At 70.6% G+C, this 19,201-nt stretch carries 12 protein-coding genes; 9 read left to right on the forward strand and 3 right to left on the reverse strand.

Annotated elements, in window-relative coordinates; translation table 11 throughout:
• Positions 1 to 56 precede the first annotated feature (56 nt).
• Positions 57 to 842 (reverse strand): enoyl-CoA hydratase-related protein, encoded by a 786-nt coding sequence (locus tag JD78_RS03150; protein ID WP_228395181.1) that lies wholly within the window; start codon positions 840 to 842, stop codon positions 57 to 59.
• A 49-nt stretch (positions 843 to 891) separates the two neighbouring features.
• Between JD78_RS03150 and hemW the strand changes: the two genes are divergently transcribed.
• A complete protein-coding gene (hemW, locus tag JD78_RS03155; RefSeq protein ID WP_153360679.1) occupies positions 892 to 2,136 on the forward strand; it encodes a radical SAM family heme chaperone HemW in 1,245 nt (414 codons plus the stop codon).
• 137 nt (positions 2,137 to 2,273) lie between these two features.
• On the opposite strand, the gene JD78_RS03160 is transcribed toward hemW, so the two are convergent.
• Positions 2,274 to 3,512: a Cache 3/Cache 2 fusion domain-containing protein gene (locus JD78_RS03160; RefSeq protein ID WP_228395182.1), complete on the reverse strand. Its 1,239-nt coding sequence runs from the start codon at positions 3,510 to 3,512 to the stop codon at positions 2,274 to 2,276.
• 308 nt (positions 3,513 to 3,820) lie between these two features.
• On the opposite strand from JD78_RS03160, the gene JD78_RS03165 reads away from it, so the two are divergent.
• Genes JD78_RS03165 through JD78_RS03180 form a run of 4 tightly spaced genes read left to right on the forward strand, consistent with a single transcriptional unit; the run spans position 3,821 to position 7,243 of the window.
• The gene (locus tag JD78_RS03165) at positions 3,821 to 4,753 is read left to right on the forward strand and encodes an ABC transporter ATP-binding protein (protein WP_153360680.1); all 933 of its coding nucleotides are present in this window, start codon (positions 3,821 to 3,823) and stop codon (positions 4,751 to 4,753) included.
• A complete protein-coding gene (locus JD78_RS03170) occupies positions 4,750 to 5,490 on the forward strand; it encodes an ABC transporter permease (RefSeq protein WP_153360681.1) in 741 nt (246 codons plus the stop codon). Before JD78_RS03165 ends, JD78_RS03170 begins: the two co-directional genes overlap by 4 nt.
• 35 nt (positions 5,491 to 5,525) lie before the next feature.
• A complete protein-coding gene (locus JD78_RS03175; RefSeq protein ID WP_153360682.1) occupies positions 5,526 to 6,641 on the forward strand; it encodes a sensor histidine kinase in 1,116 nt (371 codons plus the stop codon).
• The gene (locus JD78_RS03180; RefSeq protein ID WP_166520949.1) at positions 6,638 to 7,243 is read left to right on the forward strand and encodes a response regulator transcription factor; all 606 of its coding nucleotides are present in this window, start codon (positions 6,638 to 6,640) and stop codon (positions 7,241 to 7,243) included. Before JD78_RS03175 ends, JD78_RS03180 begins: the two co-directional genes overlap by 4 nt.
• Here the strand turns inward: JD78_RS03180 and JD78_RS22940 are convergent.
• Positions 7,240 to 7,704 carry a type II toxin-antitoxin system VapB family antitoxin gene (locus JD78_RS22940; RefSeq protein ID WP_481822771.1) on the reverse strand — a complete coding sequence of 155 codons (465 nt, stop codon included), beginning with the start codon at positions 7,702 to 7,704 and terminating at the stop codon, positions 7,240 to 7,242. The two genes, JD78_RS03180 and JD78_RS22940, sit on opposite strands and share 4 nt — an antisense overlap.
• A 339-nt stretch (positions 7,705 to 8,043) precedes the next feature.
• On the opposite strand from JD78_RS22940, the gene JD78_RS03190 reads away from it, so the two are divergent.
• From JD78_RS03190 to JD78_RS03205, 4 genes are all read left to right on the forward strand, one after another.
• Positions 8,044 to 15,897 (forward strand): DNRLRE domain-containing protein, encoded by a 7,854-nt coding sequence (locus tag JD78_RS03190; RefSeq protein WP_166520950.1) that lies wholly within the window; start codon positions 8,044 to 8,046, stop codon positions 15,895 to 15,897.
• 612 nt (positions 15,898 to 16,509) lie between these two features.
• Positions 16,510 to 17,443 (forward strand): IS5 family transposase gene (locus tag JD78_RS22820; RefSeq protein ID WP_424991692.1). Its coding sequence is split into 2 segments (ribosomal slippage): positions 16,510 to 16,860 and positions 16,862 to 17,443, totalling 933 coding nucleotides; the frame shifts between segments, so codons are not numbered across the junction.
• On the forward strand, positions 17,347 to 18,465 hold the full coding sequence (locus JD78_RS03200) for a polymorphic toxin-type HINT domain-containing protein (protein ID WP_166520951.1): 1,119 nt from the start codon (positions 17,347 to 17,349) through the stop codon (positions 18,463 to 18,465). Before JD78_RS22820 ends, JD78_RS03200 begins: the two co-directional genes overlap by 97 nt.
• Positions 18,443 to 18,940, forward strand: a complete 498-nt coding sequence (locus JD78_RS03205; RefSeq protein ID WP_153362575.1) for a hypothetical protein — start codon at positions 18,443 to 18,445, stop codon at positions 18,938 to 18,940. The genes JD78_RS03200 and JD78_RS03205 overlap by 23 nt, the downstream gene beginning before the upstream one ends.
• Positions 18,941 to 19,201: the final 261 nt, after the last annotated feature.

Here is a 19,201-nt window from a genome sequence, read left to right on the forward strand (position 1 = left end):
GGACGTGGTGCTCTGCCCACCCCGGGTGGGCAGAGCACGACTGTCCGAGGAGGCGCTCAGTCGCCGGCCGGCACCCAGCGGGCCGGGCGCTTCTCCCGGAACGCGGCGATGCCCTCCTGACCCTCTGCGGAGGCGAACGCCCGGGCGGACAGCTCGGCCAGCTCCGGGAACCGGCCGGCGAGGTCGTCACCGCCACGGAGCAGCCGCTTGGTCGCCGCCAGCGCTGCCGGCGCACCGGCCGCCAGCGCGCTGACCTGGGCGGCCACGGTGGCGTCCACCTCGTCGTCGGGCACCGCGAGGTCGACCAGCCCCGCGGACGCCGCGGTGGCGGCATCGAAGACCTCGCCGGTGAGCATCAGCCGGTGGGCGGCGTGCGGCTGCATCCGCGGGCGGCAGACCGCGGAGATCACCGCCGGCACCAGCCCGAGCCGCACCTCGCTGAAGGCGAAGGACGCCGACGCCCCGGCGACGACGACGTCGCAGGCCGCCGCCAGCCCCACCCCGCCGGCCCGGGCCGGACCCCGGACGACGGCGACCACCGGCTTGGGCGCGTGCCACAGCCGGTCCAGCAGCTCGGGGAACTCGCGCACCCCCTGGTCGCTGCTCGCCCCGCCGGTGGCCTCGCGCAGGTCCATCCCCGAGCAGAACACCCGCCCGGTGTGGTCGAGCACGACCACCCGCACCGCGTCGTCGGCCAGTGCGTCGTCCAGGGCGCCGCGGAGCTGGGCGCGCAGGGCCCGGGAGAGCGCGTTGCGGTCGGCGGGGGAGTCCAGCGTCAGCCGGGCCACCCCGGCGGAGACGTCGACGGTGAGCACGCGGTCGTCGCTGGTCGCGGAGGTCACCCCGGCATCCTGCCGGGACATCGCGCGCGGCGGTCACACTGGAGGGCACATGACTGCCAGCCTGCCCCTGCTCACCGGTGCCCGCGCGAGCGACCCGGTGCTGCCGGCCGACCCGGCGATGCTCCCCGACAGCGCCCGGGCCGGCCTGGCCACCACCCCGTTCGGCCTGTACGTGCACGTGCCGTTCTGCGCGACCCGCTGCGGCTACTGCGACTTCAACACCTACACCTCCGACGAGCTCGGCCCGGGCGCCAACCGCAGCGAGTACGCGGCCACCGCGATCGCCGAGCTGCGGCTGGCCGCCGAGGTGCTGGGCCCGGACCGGCCCGCGGTGCAGACCGTCTTCGTCGGCGGCGGCACCCCCACGCTGCTGCCGGCCGGCGACCTGGTCGCGGTGATGGACGCCGTCCGGGAGCTGTTCCCCGTGGCGCCCGGCATGGAGGTGACCACCGAGGCCAACCCGGAGTCGGTCACCCCGGAGTCGCTGGCCGTGCTGCGCGAAGGCGGCTTCACCCGGATCAGCCTGGGCATGCAGTCCGCCGCCGAGCACGTGCTCGCCGTGCTCGACCGCCGGCACACCCCCGGCCGGGCGGTGCAGGCCGCCGCCGAGGCGCGCGCCGCCGGCTTCGAGCACGTGAACCTCGACCTGATCTACGGCGCGCCGGGGGAGACCGACGCCGACTGGCAGGCCTCGCTGGACGCCGTCCTCGCCGCGCCGGTCGACCACGTCAGCGCCTACGCGCTGATCGTCGAGCAGGGCACCCGGCTGGCCCGCCGGGTCGCCCGCGGCGAGCTGCCGATGCCGGACGACGACGTGCTCGCCGACCGGTACGAGCAGGCCGACCGCGCGTTCGGCGGCGCAGGTCTGGGCTGGTACGAGGTGTCCAACTGGGCGCGCGACCGGGCCGCCCGCTGCCGGCACAACGAGCTGTACTGGGCCAACGCCAACTGGTGGGGGATCGGGCCCGGCGCGCACTCGCACGTCGGTGGGCTGCGCTGGTGGAACGTCAAGCACCCGGCCGCCTACGCCGACCGGCTCGCCTCCGGAGAGCACCCGGCGGCCAACGTCGAGTTGCTCACCCCCGCCGACCAGGCGCTGGAACGGGTGATGCTGGGGCTCCGGCTGCGCGACGGGCTGCCGCTCACCGCGCTCAGCGAGGCCGGCCGCGCCCGTGCGGCGGAGTCGGTCGTCCGCGGGCTGCTGGAACCGGCGGCGCACACCGGCGGGCGGGCGGTGCTGACCGACCGCGGCCGGCTGCTCGCCGACGCCGTCGTCCGCGACCTGACGGATTAGACGGGGACCCTCCGGGCCGCACCGCGACCACGTGCCGTCCCGGCCGCGGTGGAGCCGCTGCCCGCGCCCGCGGCGGGACCCTCCGGGTCCGCGCCGCGGCCCCGGACCGGCTTTCGCCGGGGTGTCCGGGCCGCGGCTCAGCCGATCTCGTCCAGCGGCAGGCCGACGTAGAGCATGCCGATGAGCTCGCCGCTGGCGGAGTGCACGCCGGTGTAGGCGGTGAAGAACGGCTTCCCGGCGACGGTGGCCGGCCCGGTGTAGGTCTGCCCCGCGAGCACGGCGGCGAGCACCGGGTTGGCGCTGCCGTCGGCGTTCGTGCGCGAGATGTAGGTGCCGATGTTGCGCCGCCCGGCCGGGGTCAGCACCGACGTCGTGGCCCGGACCATGCTGTCGGTGGCGTCCAGCCGCTGGAACAGCGTGCAGCTCCCGCCGACCTCGGCGACGACGGCGTCGACCAGCGGCGCGGGCCGGCGGGGGTCGTCGTCGCGGTCCACCGGCACACCGCCGAGCAGCAGCTCCGGGAGGGTGGCGGCGTGCGCGGCGCCGGTCGCCTGGTCCCGCACGGTCAGGTCCACGGTGCGCTCGCCGAGCTCGACCCCACCGGCGTCGTCGAGCAGGTCCTGGGCGGTGGTGAGCGCGCGACGCACGTAGGCCAGCCGCTGGCTGTCGGCCAGCTGGGCGACGGCGTCGGTGATCCGGGCCGAGCCGCTGGCGGCCCGGTCGACGTTGTCGACGACCCGGTCGGTGGCGGCGCGCTGCTGGTCGACCGCGGCGCTGATCGCGTCCTGCGCCTCGGCGATCGAGCCCAGCGTGCCGGTGATCCGCTGGATCGCGCTGACCGCCTGGCGGGTCTCGGACTGCACCGCCTCGATCTGCGACCCGATGTCCTCCGCGGCCTGGGCGGTGCGGCTGGCCAGCTGCTTGACCTCGTCGGCGACGACGGCGAAACCGCGCCCGACCTCCCCGGCGCGGGCGGCCTCGACGAAGGCGTTGAGCGCCAGGAACCGGCTCTGCTGGCTGATCGCGGAGATCAGCCGGACCATCTCGGTGATCGACTCGCTCGCCGTCTGCAGCGCGGCGATCCGCTCGTCGACGGACTGCGCCTCACGCACGGCCTCCTCGGCGACGGTCGAGGCGCGCGAGGTGCTGGCGGAGATGTCGGAGATCGAGGCGCGCAGCTCGGTCAGCGACTCCGCTGCCTCACGCGAGGTGTCGGAGACCTCCCGGCTGGCCGCCGAGAGGACACCGGCCTGCTTGGCCGCGGTCTCCAGCGTGCCGTCGTGCTCGGCCCGCCGGCGGGGACGGGTGGGCGGTGGCGGCGGCGGTGCGACGACCGCCGTCGCCGGCGGGGTGTTCCCGGGAGTGGACCAGCGCACGAACAGGCTCCTTCCGGCGCGCCCGAGCGCGACCGGCCGGACGTCGCGGGCACCGGGTGCGCACCTGCTGGTCGCGCCCGGTCCTCCGACATGGACAACAGTCACGCCGGCAGGGCTCCTGTGACCGGCCGGCGGACCGCGAGGCAGATGCTAGGGACTGGTGCGCACCAACTCACGCCGTCGTGTGACGACGCGCCGACCCTCAGTGCTCAGTTCCGTCCGGGATCGTTCCCACGTGACGGATGTCAGACCGGGTCGACGACGTCTCGCACTGCCGCGGCACCTGCCCCGGCCGCCAGGCTCGTCCCGTGCCCGACACCCCCGCCCTCGAGATCGAGGGCCTGACCATCCGCTACGGCGGCACCGTCGCCGTCGACGCCCTGGACCTGCGCATCGGTGCCGGTGAGACCGTCGCCCTGCTCGGCCCGAACGGCGCCGGCAAGTCCTCGACCGTGAACGCGGCCCTGGGGCTGTTCCGCCCCGCCGCCGGCCGCGTGCGGCTGCTGGGCCGGGAGCCGGACGCCGCCGTCCGGGCCGGCGCCGTCGGCGCGATGCTGCAGCACGGCGGCCTGCCGAGCGAGACGCGGGTGCGGGAGGTGCTCCGGCTCGTCGCCGGCCGGTACCCGACGCCCTGGCCGCTGGCCGACCTGGCCGCCACCGTGGGCATCGACGGGCTGCTCGACCGGCGCACCGACGCCCTCTCCGGCGGGCAGCGTCAGCGGGTGCTGCTGGCGGTCGCACTGGTCGGCTCCCCGCCGCTGCTGCTGCTCGACGAGCCGACCGCGGCGATGGACGTCGAGGCGCGGCGGGCGTTCTGGGCGACGATGCGCGGGCTGGCCGGGCGGGGGCACACGATCGTCTTCGCCACCCACCACCTGGAGGAGGCCGAGGCGGTGGCCGACCGCGTGGTCGTCGTCGACGGCGGGCGGGTGGTGGCCGACGGATCGGTCGCCGACGTGACCCGGGGTGCGGGGGAGCGCACGGTCCGCTTCCGCGTCCCCGAGCCGCACCCGGAGCTCGCCGGGCTGGCCGGGGTCACCGGCGTGGGCGGCTCGGCCGACGTCGTCGAGCTGGTGACCAGCGACGCGGAGGCCACCCTGCGAGCGCTGCTGTCCCGCTTCGACCGGCTGCCGGACCTGGAGGTCCGGGGCGCCAGCCTCGAGCAGGCCTTCCTCGCACTGCTCGACGGCCGCGCAGCCGACCGACCCACGACCCGACCCACGACCGGAGCCGACCGATGACCGACCTGCTGCTCTTCCAGCTGCGCCGGGTGGGGCGCAACAAGCAGTACCTCTTCTTCACCGTGCTCCTGCCCGCGCTGTTCACCGTCTTCTTCACGCAGGTCATCGGGGCGCAGGCGGCGCAGGGCGACTACCAGGACGTGGCCGGCTCCGTGCTGGTGTCGATGATGTCCTACGGCGCGATCGGGGCGGCGCTGGGCGCGACGATCCGGATGGCCTTCGACCGCTCCTCCGGCTGGCTGCGGCAGCTGCGGGTGACGCCCGTGCCCACCGGCACGGTGTTCGCCGTCGACGTGCTGGTCGGCGCGCTGCTGGTGCTGCCCAGCCTGGTCGTGGTGGCCGCGGTCGGCCGGTTCGTCAACGGCGTCGAGCTCGGGCTGGGCACCTGGCTGGCCCTGGTCGGGTCGCTGTGGGCGGGCTCGGTGGTGTTCGTCGCCCTCGGCGTGGCTGTGGGGCTGGCGCTGGACGCCCAGGCCGCGGGTGCGGCGATCGGCATCCTGGGCACGGTGCTCGCTGCGCTCGGCGGCCTCTGGTTCCCGGTCGACCTGTTCCCGGCCGGGTTGGCGTCGGTGGCCCGCACGCTGCCGTCGTACTGGTTCGCCGAGCTGGGGCGGGACGTCGCGGCGGGCACCGTCACCGGCGCGCCGGTGCTCGTGCTGGCGGGGTACGGCGTCGTGTTCGCCGCAGCGGCGATGGCCGTGGCCCGCCGCCGTCCGCTGCACGCGGTGGCGGGCTGACCGTCGTGCGGGCACCGGGCGATAGCGTCGCCGACGTGGAGACGGCCGGCCGCAGCTGGTGGGGTGCCCTGTGGGCGCTGCCGTGGCTGTTCTTCCAGCTGTTCCCGATCGCCGACCTGGTGACCGAGCCGCGCCCGGCGGGGACCGTGGCACTGGCGGTGGCCGGGCTGGTCGTCTTCACCGGCACCTACCTGTACTGCGTCACCGCGGTGCCCGGCGCCGGGGGTGCCCGGTGGGACCTCGCGGTGCTGGCGGTGCTCGGGGTCTCGCTGGCCGTCTCGTTCGGCAGCGCCTGGGCCGGGCTGATGATCTACGTGTCCGCGGCGGCGGCGATGACGTTGCCGCCGCGATGCACCTGGCCGGTCTCGGGGGGCGCGGCCGTGGTGTGCGCCGCCGTGCTGGCGGTCAACGACGACTACAGCCTCGCCGTCCTCCCGGCGCTGTGCCTGCTCACCGCCTTCGCCATGCGCGGCATGCGCTACCTGATCACCGTCAACCGCGAGCTGCAGGAGGCCCGCGAGGAACTGGCCCGCGGCGCCGTCGCCGAGGAGCGGCTGCGCTTCGCCCGCGACCTGCACGACCTGCTCGGGCACTCGCTGTCGCTGATCGCGCTGAAGAGCGAGCTGGCCCGCCGGCTGGCCGAGCGCGACCCGGCCCGGGCGGCGGCGGAGATGGGAGACGTCGAGGAGGCGGCCCGCCGCGCGCTGGCCGAGGTGCGCGAGGCGGTGAGCGGCTACCGGCAGGTGACCGCCGGCCAGGCGCTGGCCGAGGCCCGTGCCGCGCTGTCCGGGGCCGGGATCGCCGTCCGGCTGCCGGAGCGCGTGCCGGTGCTGCCGGGCACCGTCGACGCCGCGCTGGGCTGGGTGGTGCGGGAGGCGGCCACCAACGTGCTGCGGCACAGCGGCGCCCGCCGGGTGGGGATCACGCTCACCGAGGACGGGGTCACGGCGGCGCTGCAATTCGAGGACGACGGGGACGGGGCGGGGGAGCGGGTCCGGGTGGTCGGCGCGTCGGCGGGGTCGGGGCTGGCCGGGCTGCGGGAGCGGGTGGCCGCGCTGGGCGGCGACCTCACCGCGGGCCCGGTGGACGGCGGTGGCTGGCGGCTCGCGGCCCGGGTGCCACTGAGGCCCGCGGAGGTGGTGGCCGGGTGATCCGGGTGCTGCTGGCCGAGGACCAGACGCTCGTGCGGGGCGCGCTGCGGGCGCTGCTGGACCTGGAGGAGGACATCGAGGTCGTCGCCGAGGTGGGCCGCGGCGACCTGGTGCTGGCGGCGGCCCGCGAGCACCGGCCCCACGTCGCGCTGCTGGACATCGAGATGCCCGGGCAGGACGGCATCGAAGCCGCCCGCGAGCTCGCCGACGCGCTGCCGGAGGTGCGTGCGGTGGTGCTGACCACCTTCGGCCGCCCGGGGTTCCTGCGCCGGGCGATGGAGGTGGGCGCGGCCGGCTTCCTGGTCAAGGACTCCCCGGTGGCCGAGCTGGCCCGGTCGATCCGCGCCGTGGTGGCCGGCGAGCGGGTGATCGACCGCGACCTGGCCGCGGCCGCGCTGGCGCTCGGTGCCACGCCGCTGTCGGCCCGGGAGGCCGACGTGCTGCGGGCCGCCGCCGACGGCGCCACCGTCGCCGACATCGCCGGCCGGCTGTTCCTCAGCGAGGGAACGGTGCGGAACTACCTGTCCTCGGCCATCGGGAAGACCGGCGCCCGCACCCGGGTGGAGGCCGCCCGGGTGGCCGAGCAGAAGGGCTGGCTCTAGCCGCCGCGGTGCGCGCTCCACGCCCCGCTGCCCCACGGCGCCCCGGTGCCGTGGGCGTCGGTGCCGTGGGCGTCGGTGGAGACGGCGGGCAGCTCGGCGGTATCCGGCGCCGCGTGGCGGGCCCGGGACTCGCGTGCCAGCGCGTCGAGGTCGAGCACCCGGACGTGGATCACGTTGCGCTGCTGCAGCGCCGCGCGCAGCGCTCGGTGCAGGCCGTCCTCCAGGTACATCTCGCCCTGCCACTGGACGGCGTGCGGGAAGAGGTCGCCGTAGAAGGTGGAGTCGTCGGCGAGCAGGGCGTCCAGCGCCAGCTCGCGCTTGGTGGTGACCAGCGTGTCGAGCCGGATCTGCCGGGGCGGGATCATCGCCCAGTCGCGCGTGGAGAAGTTGTGGTCGGGATACGGCCGCCCGTCCCGCACCGCCTTGAAGATCAGAGCTGGTCCTCCCGTTCCCCCGGACACCCGTGACGGTGCTCTCGACCGCCGTCCACCCTAGTGCGCCCGCAGGGGACCCCGCCGGTCCCGTCTTACTGGCATCGATCCCACGCTGGTCGCAGCGCGAAGCGCTCATCAGCCCGCCCAGCGAGACTCTCCGGTTCGTTACCTCCAACAACGCTGAGAGATCTTGTGCGCACGCTGTGTATCTGGTTGGTTCACCGCGATCGCCTCGGCCAAGGCGCTCATCCCCGTTGGATTCCCGGCGTGAGCTGGGCTGACGCAGTCTTGGCGAGGTCTCGGTGGCGAGTCGTTTCGGGTTCCAGCCTGTCCGCAGGTGGCCGTTCAGCCCCCCCGTGGGGCGTAGTGATCGCCGCAGCTGTGGCCGGCGGTGTCCTGGTCCCCGGGCAGTCCGCCTGGGCGACCCCGGTGGCGCCGGCCGGCGACGAGGCCGCCGCGCCGGTCGCCGAGCGCGGTCCGGACGGGCTCCAGGCCCCCGACACGGCGACGGCGCTCACCATCGCGCGGCTGGAGGACGAACGGGTCGAGGTCATCGGGGAGCGGACCGAGACGTCGTCCACCTGGGCCCTGCCCGACGGCACGTTGACCACCGGGCAGGCCATCGCCCCTATCTGGATACGCCAAGGCGATGGGGACGGCACGGCGTCGGCGGACTGGTTGTCGGTAGATCTGACACTGCAGCGTGACGAGGATGGCCTCGTGCGGCCCAAGGCTCACCCGGTCGACCTCGTGCTGGCCGGCGGGAGTTCGTCGGGCGACCAAGCACTGGTGACCGTTGATGGGCCGGCTGGTGAGTCCGTTGCTCTGCTCTGGGGAGGCGAGCTGCCCGAGCCGCGACTGCAGGGGCCCCGTGCGATCTACGAAGACGTCGAGCCAGGCGTAGATATGGTCATCGACGCGACGCGGACAGGCTATGAGCAGTTCTTTGTATTGACCGACCGGCCCAGTGACGACGAGACGCTCGAACTGTCGCTCACGCTGGCCGCTGAGGGAATCACGCCGGCGACGACCGCGGACGGTGGGGTGTCATTCACTGCTCAGGACGGCGATGTAGTTGCTTCGACTGGTACGCCCCTGGTCTGGGATGCCAGCGTGGACCGGCAGCGTCAGCATCCGGTCGGCGAGAGCTGGAGCAACGAGGGACAGTCGGCCTCCTCGTTGGCGCCCGTACCCGACTGGGGGACGGGTGGGTCCGTGGGCGGGGGGCCGCCCACGGACTCGCCCTCCACAAGCCAAGCCGCCACGAGCACGGAGATGGTGCCTCCCGCTACCGAGGTGCTGCCGTTGCCTCAGCCGAGTGACCCAGGCCCCGGCGAGGAGACGGGACGCGCCGAATCCGCCCTGGTTGGAGGGGTCGGCGGCAGCCCCGCACTGCCGTTGCACGAGTCAGCGACGGTGACGCCGGACGGCGACGTCGATCTTGCGCTTACTCCGGATGTCGCCTTTCTGCAGGACCCTGAAACCGAGTATCCGGTGGTGGTGGACCCGGACTATCGGTGGGAGTGGGGCTTCGACACCTGGGTGCAGCGGGGCTTCACCACTGACCAGTCAGCGACCGACGAACTTCGTCTCGGTACCTATGATGGCGGCTACACAGTTGCGCGGTCCTTCATCAACCTCGATCTGAGCGGCATCAAGAACCGGCTGATCCTCAACGCTGGGCTCTTCCTGTGGAACTGGCACTCGTCTACTTGTCAGCCACGAAACTGGGAGGTCTGGGCAACTGATCTGGCGACGACCGCGACCCGGATCGACGCGCAGCCCTATTGGGGTGGGCGGTGGAGCACATCGTCTCAGACGACCGGGTACGCAAACGGTGGATGTGGTGAGGGCTGGGTCTCAGCGGACGTCAAAAATCTCATCCAGGCCTGGTCCAACGGTGGCGCTGAACTCGTCACCATGGGCCTGAAGGCGGAGAATGAGTCCGACAACCTGGCCTGGAAGAAGTTCAACTCCGCTGATGCCGGTTGGAACGTGCCGACGATATACATCCAGTGGAATACCCCGCCTGCGCCGGCGACGAACTTGCAGACGGTACCGATGGTGAACAACCACGGCTTGTGGACCGCATCGTTGACCCCGGAACTGTCTGCGCAGGTGCACGATGCCGACGGTGTGGCCAGCATGCAGTTCCAGCTCTACCGCAGCGGCGGGTCGCTGCTGTGGACCAAGGACGCGGTCAACGTTCCAGACAACGGCATCGGCAAAGTTCAAGTTCCACCCGGGCTGCTGACCGACGGCGGTCAGTACACTTTCATCGTGCACTCCTACGATGGAGTGCAGTGGAACACCGCCGCTTCGGTCTGGTACGAGTTCAAGGTCGATGTCACCGCTCCGGGTGCGCCGGAGGTGAGTTCGGCGGACTTCCCGAACGACGGGACGTGGAACAGAGGTGCCGGCCAGACCGGCAGCTTCACGATTGGTCTCAAGACCCCCGACAAGACCAACGTCGGGTTCGAATGGGGGCTGGACCAGGCGCCGACTGCCGGCGTGGTGTCATTGGGCACCCTGACGCTCCCCGTGACGCCGTCCACCAACGGCAGGCACATCTTGCAGGTGCGCTCCATCGACGGGGCAGGCAACCGCTCCGACATCGTCAAGTACGCCTTCAACGTCGGCCGGGCTGGATTGCTCACGCCCGACGGGGGTGCACAGGTCGTTCGTCGGGTTCGCCTGGAAGTTGGTGCCCAGCCGGAACTTGCCTACGTGCAGTACCGCTGGCGTCGTGGGCCCGACGCCAGCAACCCCCAGCCGATCGACCTGAGCACCTTGACCCGGTCCGACGGCAGTCCGGTGACCACCGTGTGGACGCCGCGACCGGAGTCCGGCGGATATCTGACCTGGGACGCCGGCGCGACGCTGGGGCAGGTCTCCGGCCCGGTCCAGGTTCAGGCGGTGCTGGCAGAGAATGCCTCCGGCAGCGGCGCGTACGAGACCGCATGGGCGACCGTGACGGTGTCCCCGGACGCACAGAACGCCGCAACCGACAGCGTCGGTCCAGGCACGGTGAACCTGCTGACCGGCGACTACACCCTGCAGGCCACCGACGTCGACGAGTTCGGTCTGGTCCTGGGCCGCACAGCAAGCTCACGAAACCCGCGGTCCGGGTTCGAGCCGCAGGGCGAGATCCTCACCGCGGCCCAGCAGAAGATGTCCGATGTCGGCGGCTTCCGGGGCGGAAACGCCTCGGTGTCCCGGGCCACCGGACGGGGACACAGTCCCAGCGGACCGCTTGCCACCGCCAGTCCCGATTCCCTCCGTATCGCAGCCGCCGGCGGCTCGAGCGACTCCTTCGCGATCCCCTTCCCAGATCCGGCGTTGCCCAAGGGCAACACCTATCGAATCACCGGCTGGATCTACGTGCCATCCACCACCGGTCTGAACCCGGATCACCCCGGGTGGGGGCAGCGGCTGCTGGCCTACTACGTCGATGCGGCCGGGGTGACCCAGGTGGCGGTGTCGGACAAGCCAACCAGAACCGACAGCTGGCAACAGCTCAGCCTCGACGTCACGGTTCCTGTTGCTGCCCGATCGGGGGCCCTGCTGCGGCTGTACAACGGTTCGCAGACGGCGGGCAAGGAAGTCTTCTTCGATGATTTGTCGGTGCGCCAGATCTGGGCGCCGCTAGGCCCGCAGTGGAGTCTGGGCACGGCCGACGAGGTCGCTGGCACGGCCTACACCCGAATCAGCCAGCCCTATCCCGACGTCGCGGCCCTGCACCTGTCCGGAGGCGGAGAGATTTGGTTCACCGCCTCCGGCGACGGCCGCTGGTGGCCCGAACCTGGTGCCGAGGCCCTCACCCTCACGGCTCCTAGTCCGGGTGCCTGGCGCGTCCAGGAAGTAGACGGCACAGTCAGTGACTTCGTCCGTGGAAGCGGCGAAACCGACTTCAAGCTGCGCAGCACCTCGCCACCCGCGGGCACGGGACAGAGCCGCTTGGTGTATGACACCACTGCTAACGGTCGGTTGCGGCTGTCCCGGTTGATCGCCGCGGTCGAGCCGGGAGTCGACAGTTCACCAACCAATACAGCAGCGTGCACCGGCCTACCCGATGAACTGCCGCCTTCGGCCGGCTGCGAGGTCATGCAGCTCGTCTATGCCAGCGGCACCACCGCCACCACCAACGCCTTCGGTGACTATGCCGACCGGCTCGTGAAGGTGGTGCTCTGGTCGACGTTGCCCGGCGCTGTGAGCAGCTCGTCAGTGGTTGCACTTCGCTACGGCTTTGACGACAAGGGTCGACTGCGGGAGGCATGGGACCCGCGAATCTCGCCCGTGCTGAAGACGACGTACGACTACGACGCTGACGGGCGCGTCGTCGAGCTCGGCGTCCCGGGTGAGCTGCCCTGGAGATTCCGTTATGGCGTCGGTGGAGCGAACTCGATCGTGGGCAACGGCGACCTGCTCGACCGCAGCTCTGGACGGCTGCTGAGCGTCTCTCGATCTTCCTTGCAGCCTGGAACGCTCGACCAGGTCGGTCCGGAGACGACGAGCACCGTCGTCTACGCGGTCCCGACGGCGCGGTCGACCGGCGGCCCCTATGACCTCGACACGGCTGCGCTGGCCACCTGGGCGCAGACCCGCGGTCCGACCGACGCCACGGCGATCTTCGGGCCTGAGGACGTCCCCTCGGTGACGACCGCCTCGGTCCGCGCGCCGGGCAAGGACGGCTACCGGGCGGCCACCGTGCACTACCTGGATGCATCCGGCCGCGAAGTGAACACGGCCACGCCGTCCGGACCTGGCGCGCCCCCGGCTGGGTTCATAGACACCGCGGAATACGACCGGCACGGCAATGTCGTCCGTTCACTCGACGCGACGAACCGGCTGCTGGCGCTCGGACTCCTCCCGTCGTCGGCGAGTGACCTGGCGGCGCTGAACCTCACGTCGGCGGACAGTGCCACGCGAGCGATCGCGCTGTCGTCACTGTCCACCTACGATCCCGGGGGGTTGGACCTGGTGCGCACTCGGGGTCCGCTGCTCCGGCTGGCGATCGGGAACAACCCGAACGACGTCCGGCTCGTGCACGACCTGACCACCTATGCCTACGACGAGGGCAAGCCCGACGGTGCCGCCTACCACCTGGCGACCACAGAGACCGAGGGCCTGCTGGTCGCCGGCGCGGTGCCGGAGCAACTGGTCGATGTGGTGGTCACCAAGAACGTGTACGACCCGATCGACGGTGCGCCGGCTCGCGAGGAAACGTCCGGCTGGGTGCACAAGCAGCCCACCCAGGTGATCGTCGATGCCGGCGCTGGCGGTGCCAATGTCACCGCGAAGGTGCGGTACGACGCCCAAGGGCGCCCAGTGGAGTCCCGCAGAGCAGGCTCCACCGGCACCGATGCCGGCACGACGCTCACCGTCTACTACTCGGCCGCTGTCAACGCACAGTTCCCGGAGTGCGGTGGCCAACCCGGCACCGCTGGGCTTGCGTGCCGCACGTATAGCGCAGGTCCGGCCACAGGGCATGACGTCGGCCGGATGGCGGCGCAGCTGCCGGTCAAGACGGTCACGTACAACCGCTACGGGTCCATCACCTCCGTCACGGAGTCGGCCACCGGTCCGGTCGGCGGCGCGACAGTGACCCAGTCCCGGACGACGACGACCGAGTACGACGCTGCCGACCGGGTGCTGTCGGTGCAGATCACTGGCACCGGGATGAACACCCCGGCCCTGGGCAAGACCGTCAGCACCTACGACCCGGTCAGCGGCGACGTCATCAGGATGGCCACCACCAAGCCCGATGGCTCGGTCAGCAAGGTGGAGAAGACCTTCGACCAGCTGGGTCGGATGACCCGGTACGTCGATGCCTCTGGTGGAGTGACCGACAGCGTCTTCGACCGGTTCGGCAAGCCGACGAAGGTCAGCGACAGCATCGGGACCTCGACGACGTTCACCTATGACCGGTCGATCGAGCCGCGCGGGTTCGTCACCTCGGTGCAGGACTCGGTGGCCGGCACCTTGTCGGCGGTGTACGGGCCCGACGGTCAGGTGATGAGCCAGTCGCTGCCCGGCGGGGTGCGGCTGGACGTCGGCTACGACGCCAACCAGTCGCCGGTGACCCGGACCTACACGCGGGCCAGTGACGACGCCGTCGTGGCCACGTCATCGGTGGTGGAGAACGGCGCTGGGCAGTGGATCAGCTCGACCACGTCGGCGTCGACGAAGAACTACGCCTACGACCGGCTGGGCCGGCTGACCGACGTGCAGGACACCACCCTGGGCGCCGGGGTCTGTACCGCCCGGAAGTACGACTACGACGAGCGGGCCCAGCGGACGTCGCTGCGTACGGCGGTCTCGCCGACGGCGGCATGTGCGGACCCGACGTCGCCGGACGCGGCGGTGGTCAGCTACGCCTACGACAGCGCCGACCGGCTGGTGTCGGAGTCGCTCAACGGTGGGGCGTGGGTGTACGACCCGTTGGGCCGGATCACCGGGGCGCCGGTGCGGGGCAGCCCCGGCGCGCGGGTGGCGAACACCTTCTACGCCAATGACCTGGTGGCCTCGCAGACGATCGAGGGGGTGGCCCGGCAGACGTGGGTGCTGGACCCGCTGCAGCGGTTCTCCTCCTACACCTCGGAGTCGTGGGCGGCGGGAGCCGACGGGGTGCCGGCCTGGCAGCAGGCGGTCACGAAGGTCAACCACTACGACTCGGACTCGGACTCCCCGGCGTGGATCGCCGAGGACGCGTCGCTGCCCGATGAGATCACCCGGTTCGTCGACGGGCTGGACGGCAACCTGGCGGTGCAGACCGGCAAGTCCGGTGCGCGGGTTCTGCAGCTGGTCGACCTGCACGGCGATGTGATGACCACCGTCCCGATCCGGGACGGCGAGGCCACCGCGGACTGGGCGGGGCTGAAGCACCAGGCGGCGGATGAGTTCGGCAACACCACCGACCTGACCACCGGCGCGGCAGTCGAGTCGAATGGAGCGGCGCCGGGCAAGGACGGCCGATACGGCTGGCTGGGCGGGAAGCAGCGCTCGGCGGATGCACTGGCCGGGGTGCTGCTGATGGGGGTGCGGCTGTACGACCCGGGGACGGGCCGGTTCTGGTCGGTGGACCCCTCACCGGGTGGCAACGCCACCGCCTATGACTACTGCACCGCGGATCCGGTCAACTGCACCGACCTGGACGGCAACTGGGGCTTCGGCTGGGCGAAGAAGGCCCTGAAGAAGGTCGCCGCAGTGGCCGAGGTGGCGTCGATGATCCCGGGGCCGATCGGGGCAGCGGCGGCGGGCATCTCCGCGGGGGCGTATGCGGCGACGGGGAACCGGGCCAAGGCGCTGATGATGGGCATCACCGTGGCTGCGGCGATGATCCCCGGCGGCGGGGCGATGGTGAAGGTCGGCATGGCCGCGGCCAAGTCCGCGGGCAAGGTGTCCGCCCGCGCTGGTCGAGCAGTGGTCAAGGCGTTCAAGGGGGGCGGGAGCTGCCGGGTTCCCAACAGCTTCACGCCGGAGACCGGTGTGCTGATGGCCGACGGTGCCACGGTGCCGATCGGCCAGGTGCAGGTCGGTGACCTGGTCGCCGCGCGTGACCCGGAGACCGGGGAACTGACCGCCCAGCCGGTGCTGGACGTCATCGTCGGCCACGGGGATAAGCACCTGATCAAGGTCGTCACCGCCCCGGCACCGGCCAGCGCCCTGGCTGAGGGGCAGGTCGCTGACGACGACCCGCGCGCCGACACGTGGACCGCGACCGCCAACCACCCCATCTGGGTCGACGACGAGGGCTGGACCGAGGCCGACGACCTCGCCCTCGGTGACCTGCTCATGGGCGCAGCAGGCGAATACCGTGTCGTCCAGGACCTCGACGACCGGGGGTGGCTGCCCGGCCAGGTCGTCTACAACCTCAGCGTCGCCAACGTCCACACCTTCGTCATCGGTGCGATTGGCGACGGCAGCCTGGTGCACAATTGCAGTGCTCCAGGCTTTCGCAGCCAGCAAGCGAATATGCGTGCACTCATCAATAATGATAAGGTATCTCGAACCATACGGGGAGAACTAGCCAACCTCGCGAAGCAAAAGAAGCGGCTGCGAGTCGATGGAATGCAAATGGCCCATCGCCGGACACACGAAGCGGCCAAGGGTTGCGGATATCAGTGCTCGGTGCTACAGACGCGGGGTAATCATATGCGTCAGCACAGGATCGACGACTGGGGTCGCGCTTACAAGAACAAGCCTTTCATGCGGCGCTGACGCTATTTGACTCGGAGGAGCAACCTGAGATGGCACAAGACCCACTTCCATCGCGAAGCCAACTTTTGGCCCAGCTGCGTAAGTCAGTGGTCGAACGTAAAGAACTTTGGGCTTGGGGTACTCCTACTGGACTAATACCCTGGGAGGGGAGAGGTGGGTCTCTCATGATTGCTCTGTGGGAGTCAGAGTCTCGGGCGCGAGAGGAAAACGGGGATACCGCCACTCCAGAGGAGGAGCCAGTGCGATATTCGGTGGATGAGCTGCTCGAGCGAATTCCTGACTGGACTCGTTCGGGCGTTCGCCGCTTTGGCCTGGAGTCGAGAAACGGAAAGTTCTTATACTCTCTCACTGTCCCCGAATTCAAGCAGTTCATTATTTCGGGTCGCCCTACGGCGAGCAAGCTGCCGTAAACTTTGAGGGCGACAATCCAAGACGTGCGCGTCTGGATCCAACTCCCGAGCACTTCGCTCGATGTCACCGCCCTTGGCTACGCTAACCAGCCTGTAGAAATCGACGCAATTGCGCTGGTCGACCAGGACCCAGGAGATGCATGACCCGACCGCCCAAGACTACAGCCGGGCTAGGGCGCATCTCTCAAGCTGGAGACGGCCGGTGCGGGATCTTGATCCGGTGGGCGTTCGTGCTGAGCTGAGTGATGGGCAGTGGGCGGTGATCGAGCCGTTGATGCCGCAGGTGATGGGCCGGTCGCGGCCATACCGGGATCATCGACAAGTGGTTGAGGGGATCGTGCACCGGTATCGTTGCGGACTGGCTTGGCGGGATCTGCCGGTGCGGTTCGGGCCGTGTCAGACGGTGTGGAAGCGGCATGCCCGGTTCTCCCGGGACGGGACGTGGGACGAGGTGCTGGCCGCGGTCATCGCGCACGCTGATGCCGCCGGCGACGTCGAGTGGGCGGTCAGCGTGGACTCCTCGGTCAACCGCGCGCATCAGTACGCCACCAACCTGCCGCGAGCCGAGATCCCCACGGGGGGCATCGGCGAACTACATGAAACAGATACTCGGGCCTGGGACGAAGGCGCTGATCGAGCCGCCTGATCACGGGATCGGCCGCTCCCGTGGCGGCCTGTCGACCAAGGTCCACCACGCCGTGGACGGCCGCGGCCGCCCGCTGTCAATCCTGATCGGCGCCGGTCAGGCAGGCGACACACCGGCCTGCCTGCCACTGCTGGCCGGCATCCGGGTGGCCCGTCCTGGGCGGGGCCGGCCTCGGACCCGACATACCGCTGTGCTCGGAGACCGCGCGTACTCATCCAAGGCGATCCGAGCCCACCTGCGCTCCCGTGGCATCACCGCGGTCATCCCCGAACCCCGCGACCAGCAAGGACACCGCACCCGCCGCGGCAGCGCAGGTGGCCGCCCGGTCAGCTACGACCGGGAGATGTACAAGAAGCGCAACGTCGTCGAGGGCTCATTCGCCCTGCTCAAACAGTGGCGCGGCCTGGCCACCCGTACTGCACCGCGGACCCGGTCAACTACACCGACCTGGACGGCAACTGGGGCTTCGGTTGGGCGAAGAAGGCCCTGAAGAACGCCGCTCAGGTCGCGGAGATCGCGTCGATGATCCCGGGGCCGATCGGGGCAGCGGCGGCGGGCATCTCCGCCGGTGCGTATGCGGCGACGGGGAACCGGGCCAAGGCGCTGATGATGGGCGTCACCGTGGCTGCGGCGATGATCCCCGGTGGCGGGGCGATGGTGAAGGTCGGGATGGCCGCGGCCAAGTCCGCGGGCAAGGTGTCCGCCCGCGCCGGACGAGCCGTGGTGAAGGCGCGGAAGGGCTGCAACAGCTTCACGCCGGAGACCGGTGTGCTGATGGCCGATGGCGCCACGGTGCCGATCAGCCAGCTCGAAGTCGGGGATCTTGTCGCCGCACGCGACCCGCAGACCGGCGAGCTGACAGCCCAACCGGTGTTGAACGTGATAGTCGGCCAGGGCGACAAGCACCTGATCAAGGTCGTCACCGCGCCAGCCCCAGCCAGTGCCTTGGATGAGGGGCAGGTCGCCGATGATGACCCGCGCGCCGATACCTGGATCGCGACCGCCAACCACCCGATCTGGGTGGACGGCGGCGGCTGGACCGACGCTGACGCCCTGGCGCTCGGCGACCTGCTCGTGGGCGCAACCGGCAAATACCGTGTCGTCCAGGACCTCGACGACCAGGGCTGGCTGCCCGGGCAAACCGTCTACAACCTCAGCGTCGCCAACGTCCACACCTTCATCGTCGGCGACACCGGCGACGGGACGGCGGTTCACAACAGCAGTGATTCATGCCCGATCAACGTCGGGAAGCAGATGCGCCACGTGCCGGGAACGAGAGAGGCAAAGCAGAAGCCGGGCGGGTCAATGTTCTTTGATAAGGCAAGCGCTATGAAGGCTGTGCAGATGGCCGTCCGACGCGGTACGCCCGTCAAGCCCCGTGGTAGCGAACTGGAACGCCGCGTGTGGGAGGCTGGGGTTTCAATCGGTCGGGGCACCAGGGGACAAGTTCGGACCACTATCACCGTCGTGCGTGGGAATCGAGGTTGGCATGGCTGGCCAGGAAGCCGATGACAAGCTGCATTCGACCGTTGTGGCCTACGTGGTGGCTGCCTACGGCGAGAGGCCGAAGGAAATGCTGGGGCGCGCTCGGGAACTTGCTGGCGCTAATCAGCACGTGTCGATTCAAGAGTCGCTGTCAGGTCTCGGGGCTGTCGAGGTCATTACCGATGAAGACGCTGGAGATCTCGCCTGCGCGTATCGGGTGAGTGACCCAAGCGACACGGAGGTAGACGTAGAGGTCTACATATCTACCGTGTTGCCGTATGCGGCCGCATTCTTGAAGCGATTCAACCGGGTCGTGAGTGTTGTGAGTTTGGCTGATGAAGGTTTGCCGGGACTCATAGCCCGGACGCTGAGTGGTCACGGAGTAGCTTTGCTGGCTCAGGATATCTGGAGATCTCCTGTGCCGACCTCCGTTGCCGCTAGAGGGGTAAGTGTGGCCACATTATGGGAACTGCTGTTTGAGCAGGAAATGGACGTTCCTTAGCCATTCTCGTCCAAAACTGTGGCGTGCCGTGCTCGCGGCTAGGGAACATAAAGGCGGGCCGGCGCAGGCGGCGTTCATGTTCAAATTGACCGTGAAGGTGCCCGACGAGTCGAAAAGGCTCTGGCGGTAGGTGTCTGCCGTACTGTGTGGCAGCGGGCAGCGGAACGGTGCGCTGTGGTGACGACGCACTCCAAGGCGCCGTTGGCGCACCCGACCACGATCACGCGCTAGACCAAGACTCTCGAGCGGCTGCTTGCTGCG

Origin of the sequence: Modestobacter roseus (assembly GCF_007994135.1) — a bacterium.
Lineage (GTDB): Bacteria > Actinomycetota > Actinomycetes > Mycobacteriales > Geodermatophilaceae > Modestobacter > Modestobacter roseus.

Excerpts from the sequence above, each read along its gene's own strand:
- JD78_RS03205 (WP_153362575.1), top strand. The coding sequence starts at position 18,443 with ATGGCTGGCCAGGAAGCCGATGACAAGCTGCATTCGACCGTTGTGGCC.
- JD78_RS03170 (WP_153360681.1), top strand. The coding sequence starts at position 4,750 with ATGACCGACCTGCTGCTCTTCCAGCTGCGCCGGGTGGGGCGCAACAAG.
- hemW (WP_153360679.1), top strand. The coding sequence starts at position 892 with ATGACTGCCAGCCTGCCCCTGCTCACCGGTGCCCGCGCGAGCGACCCG.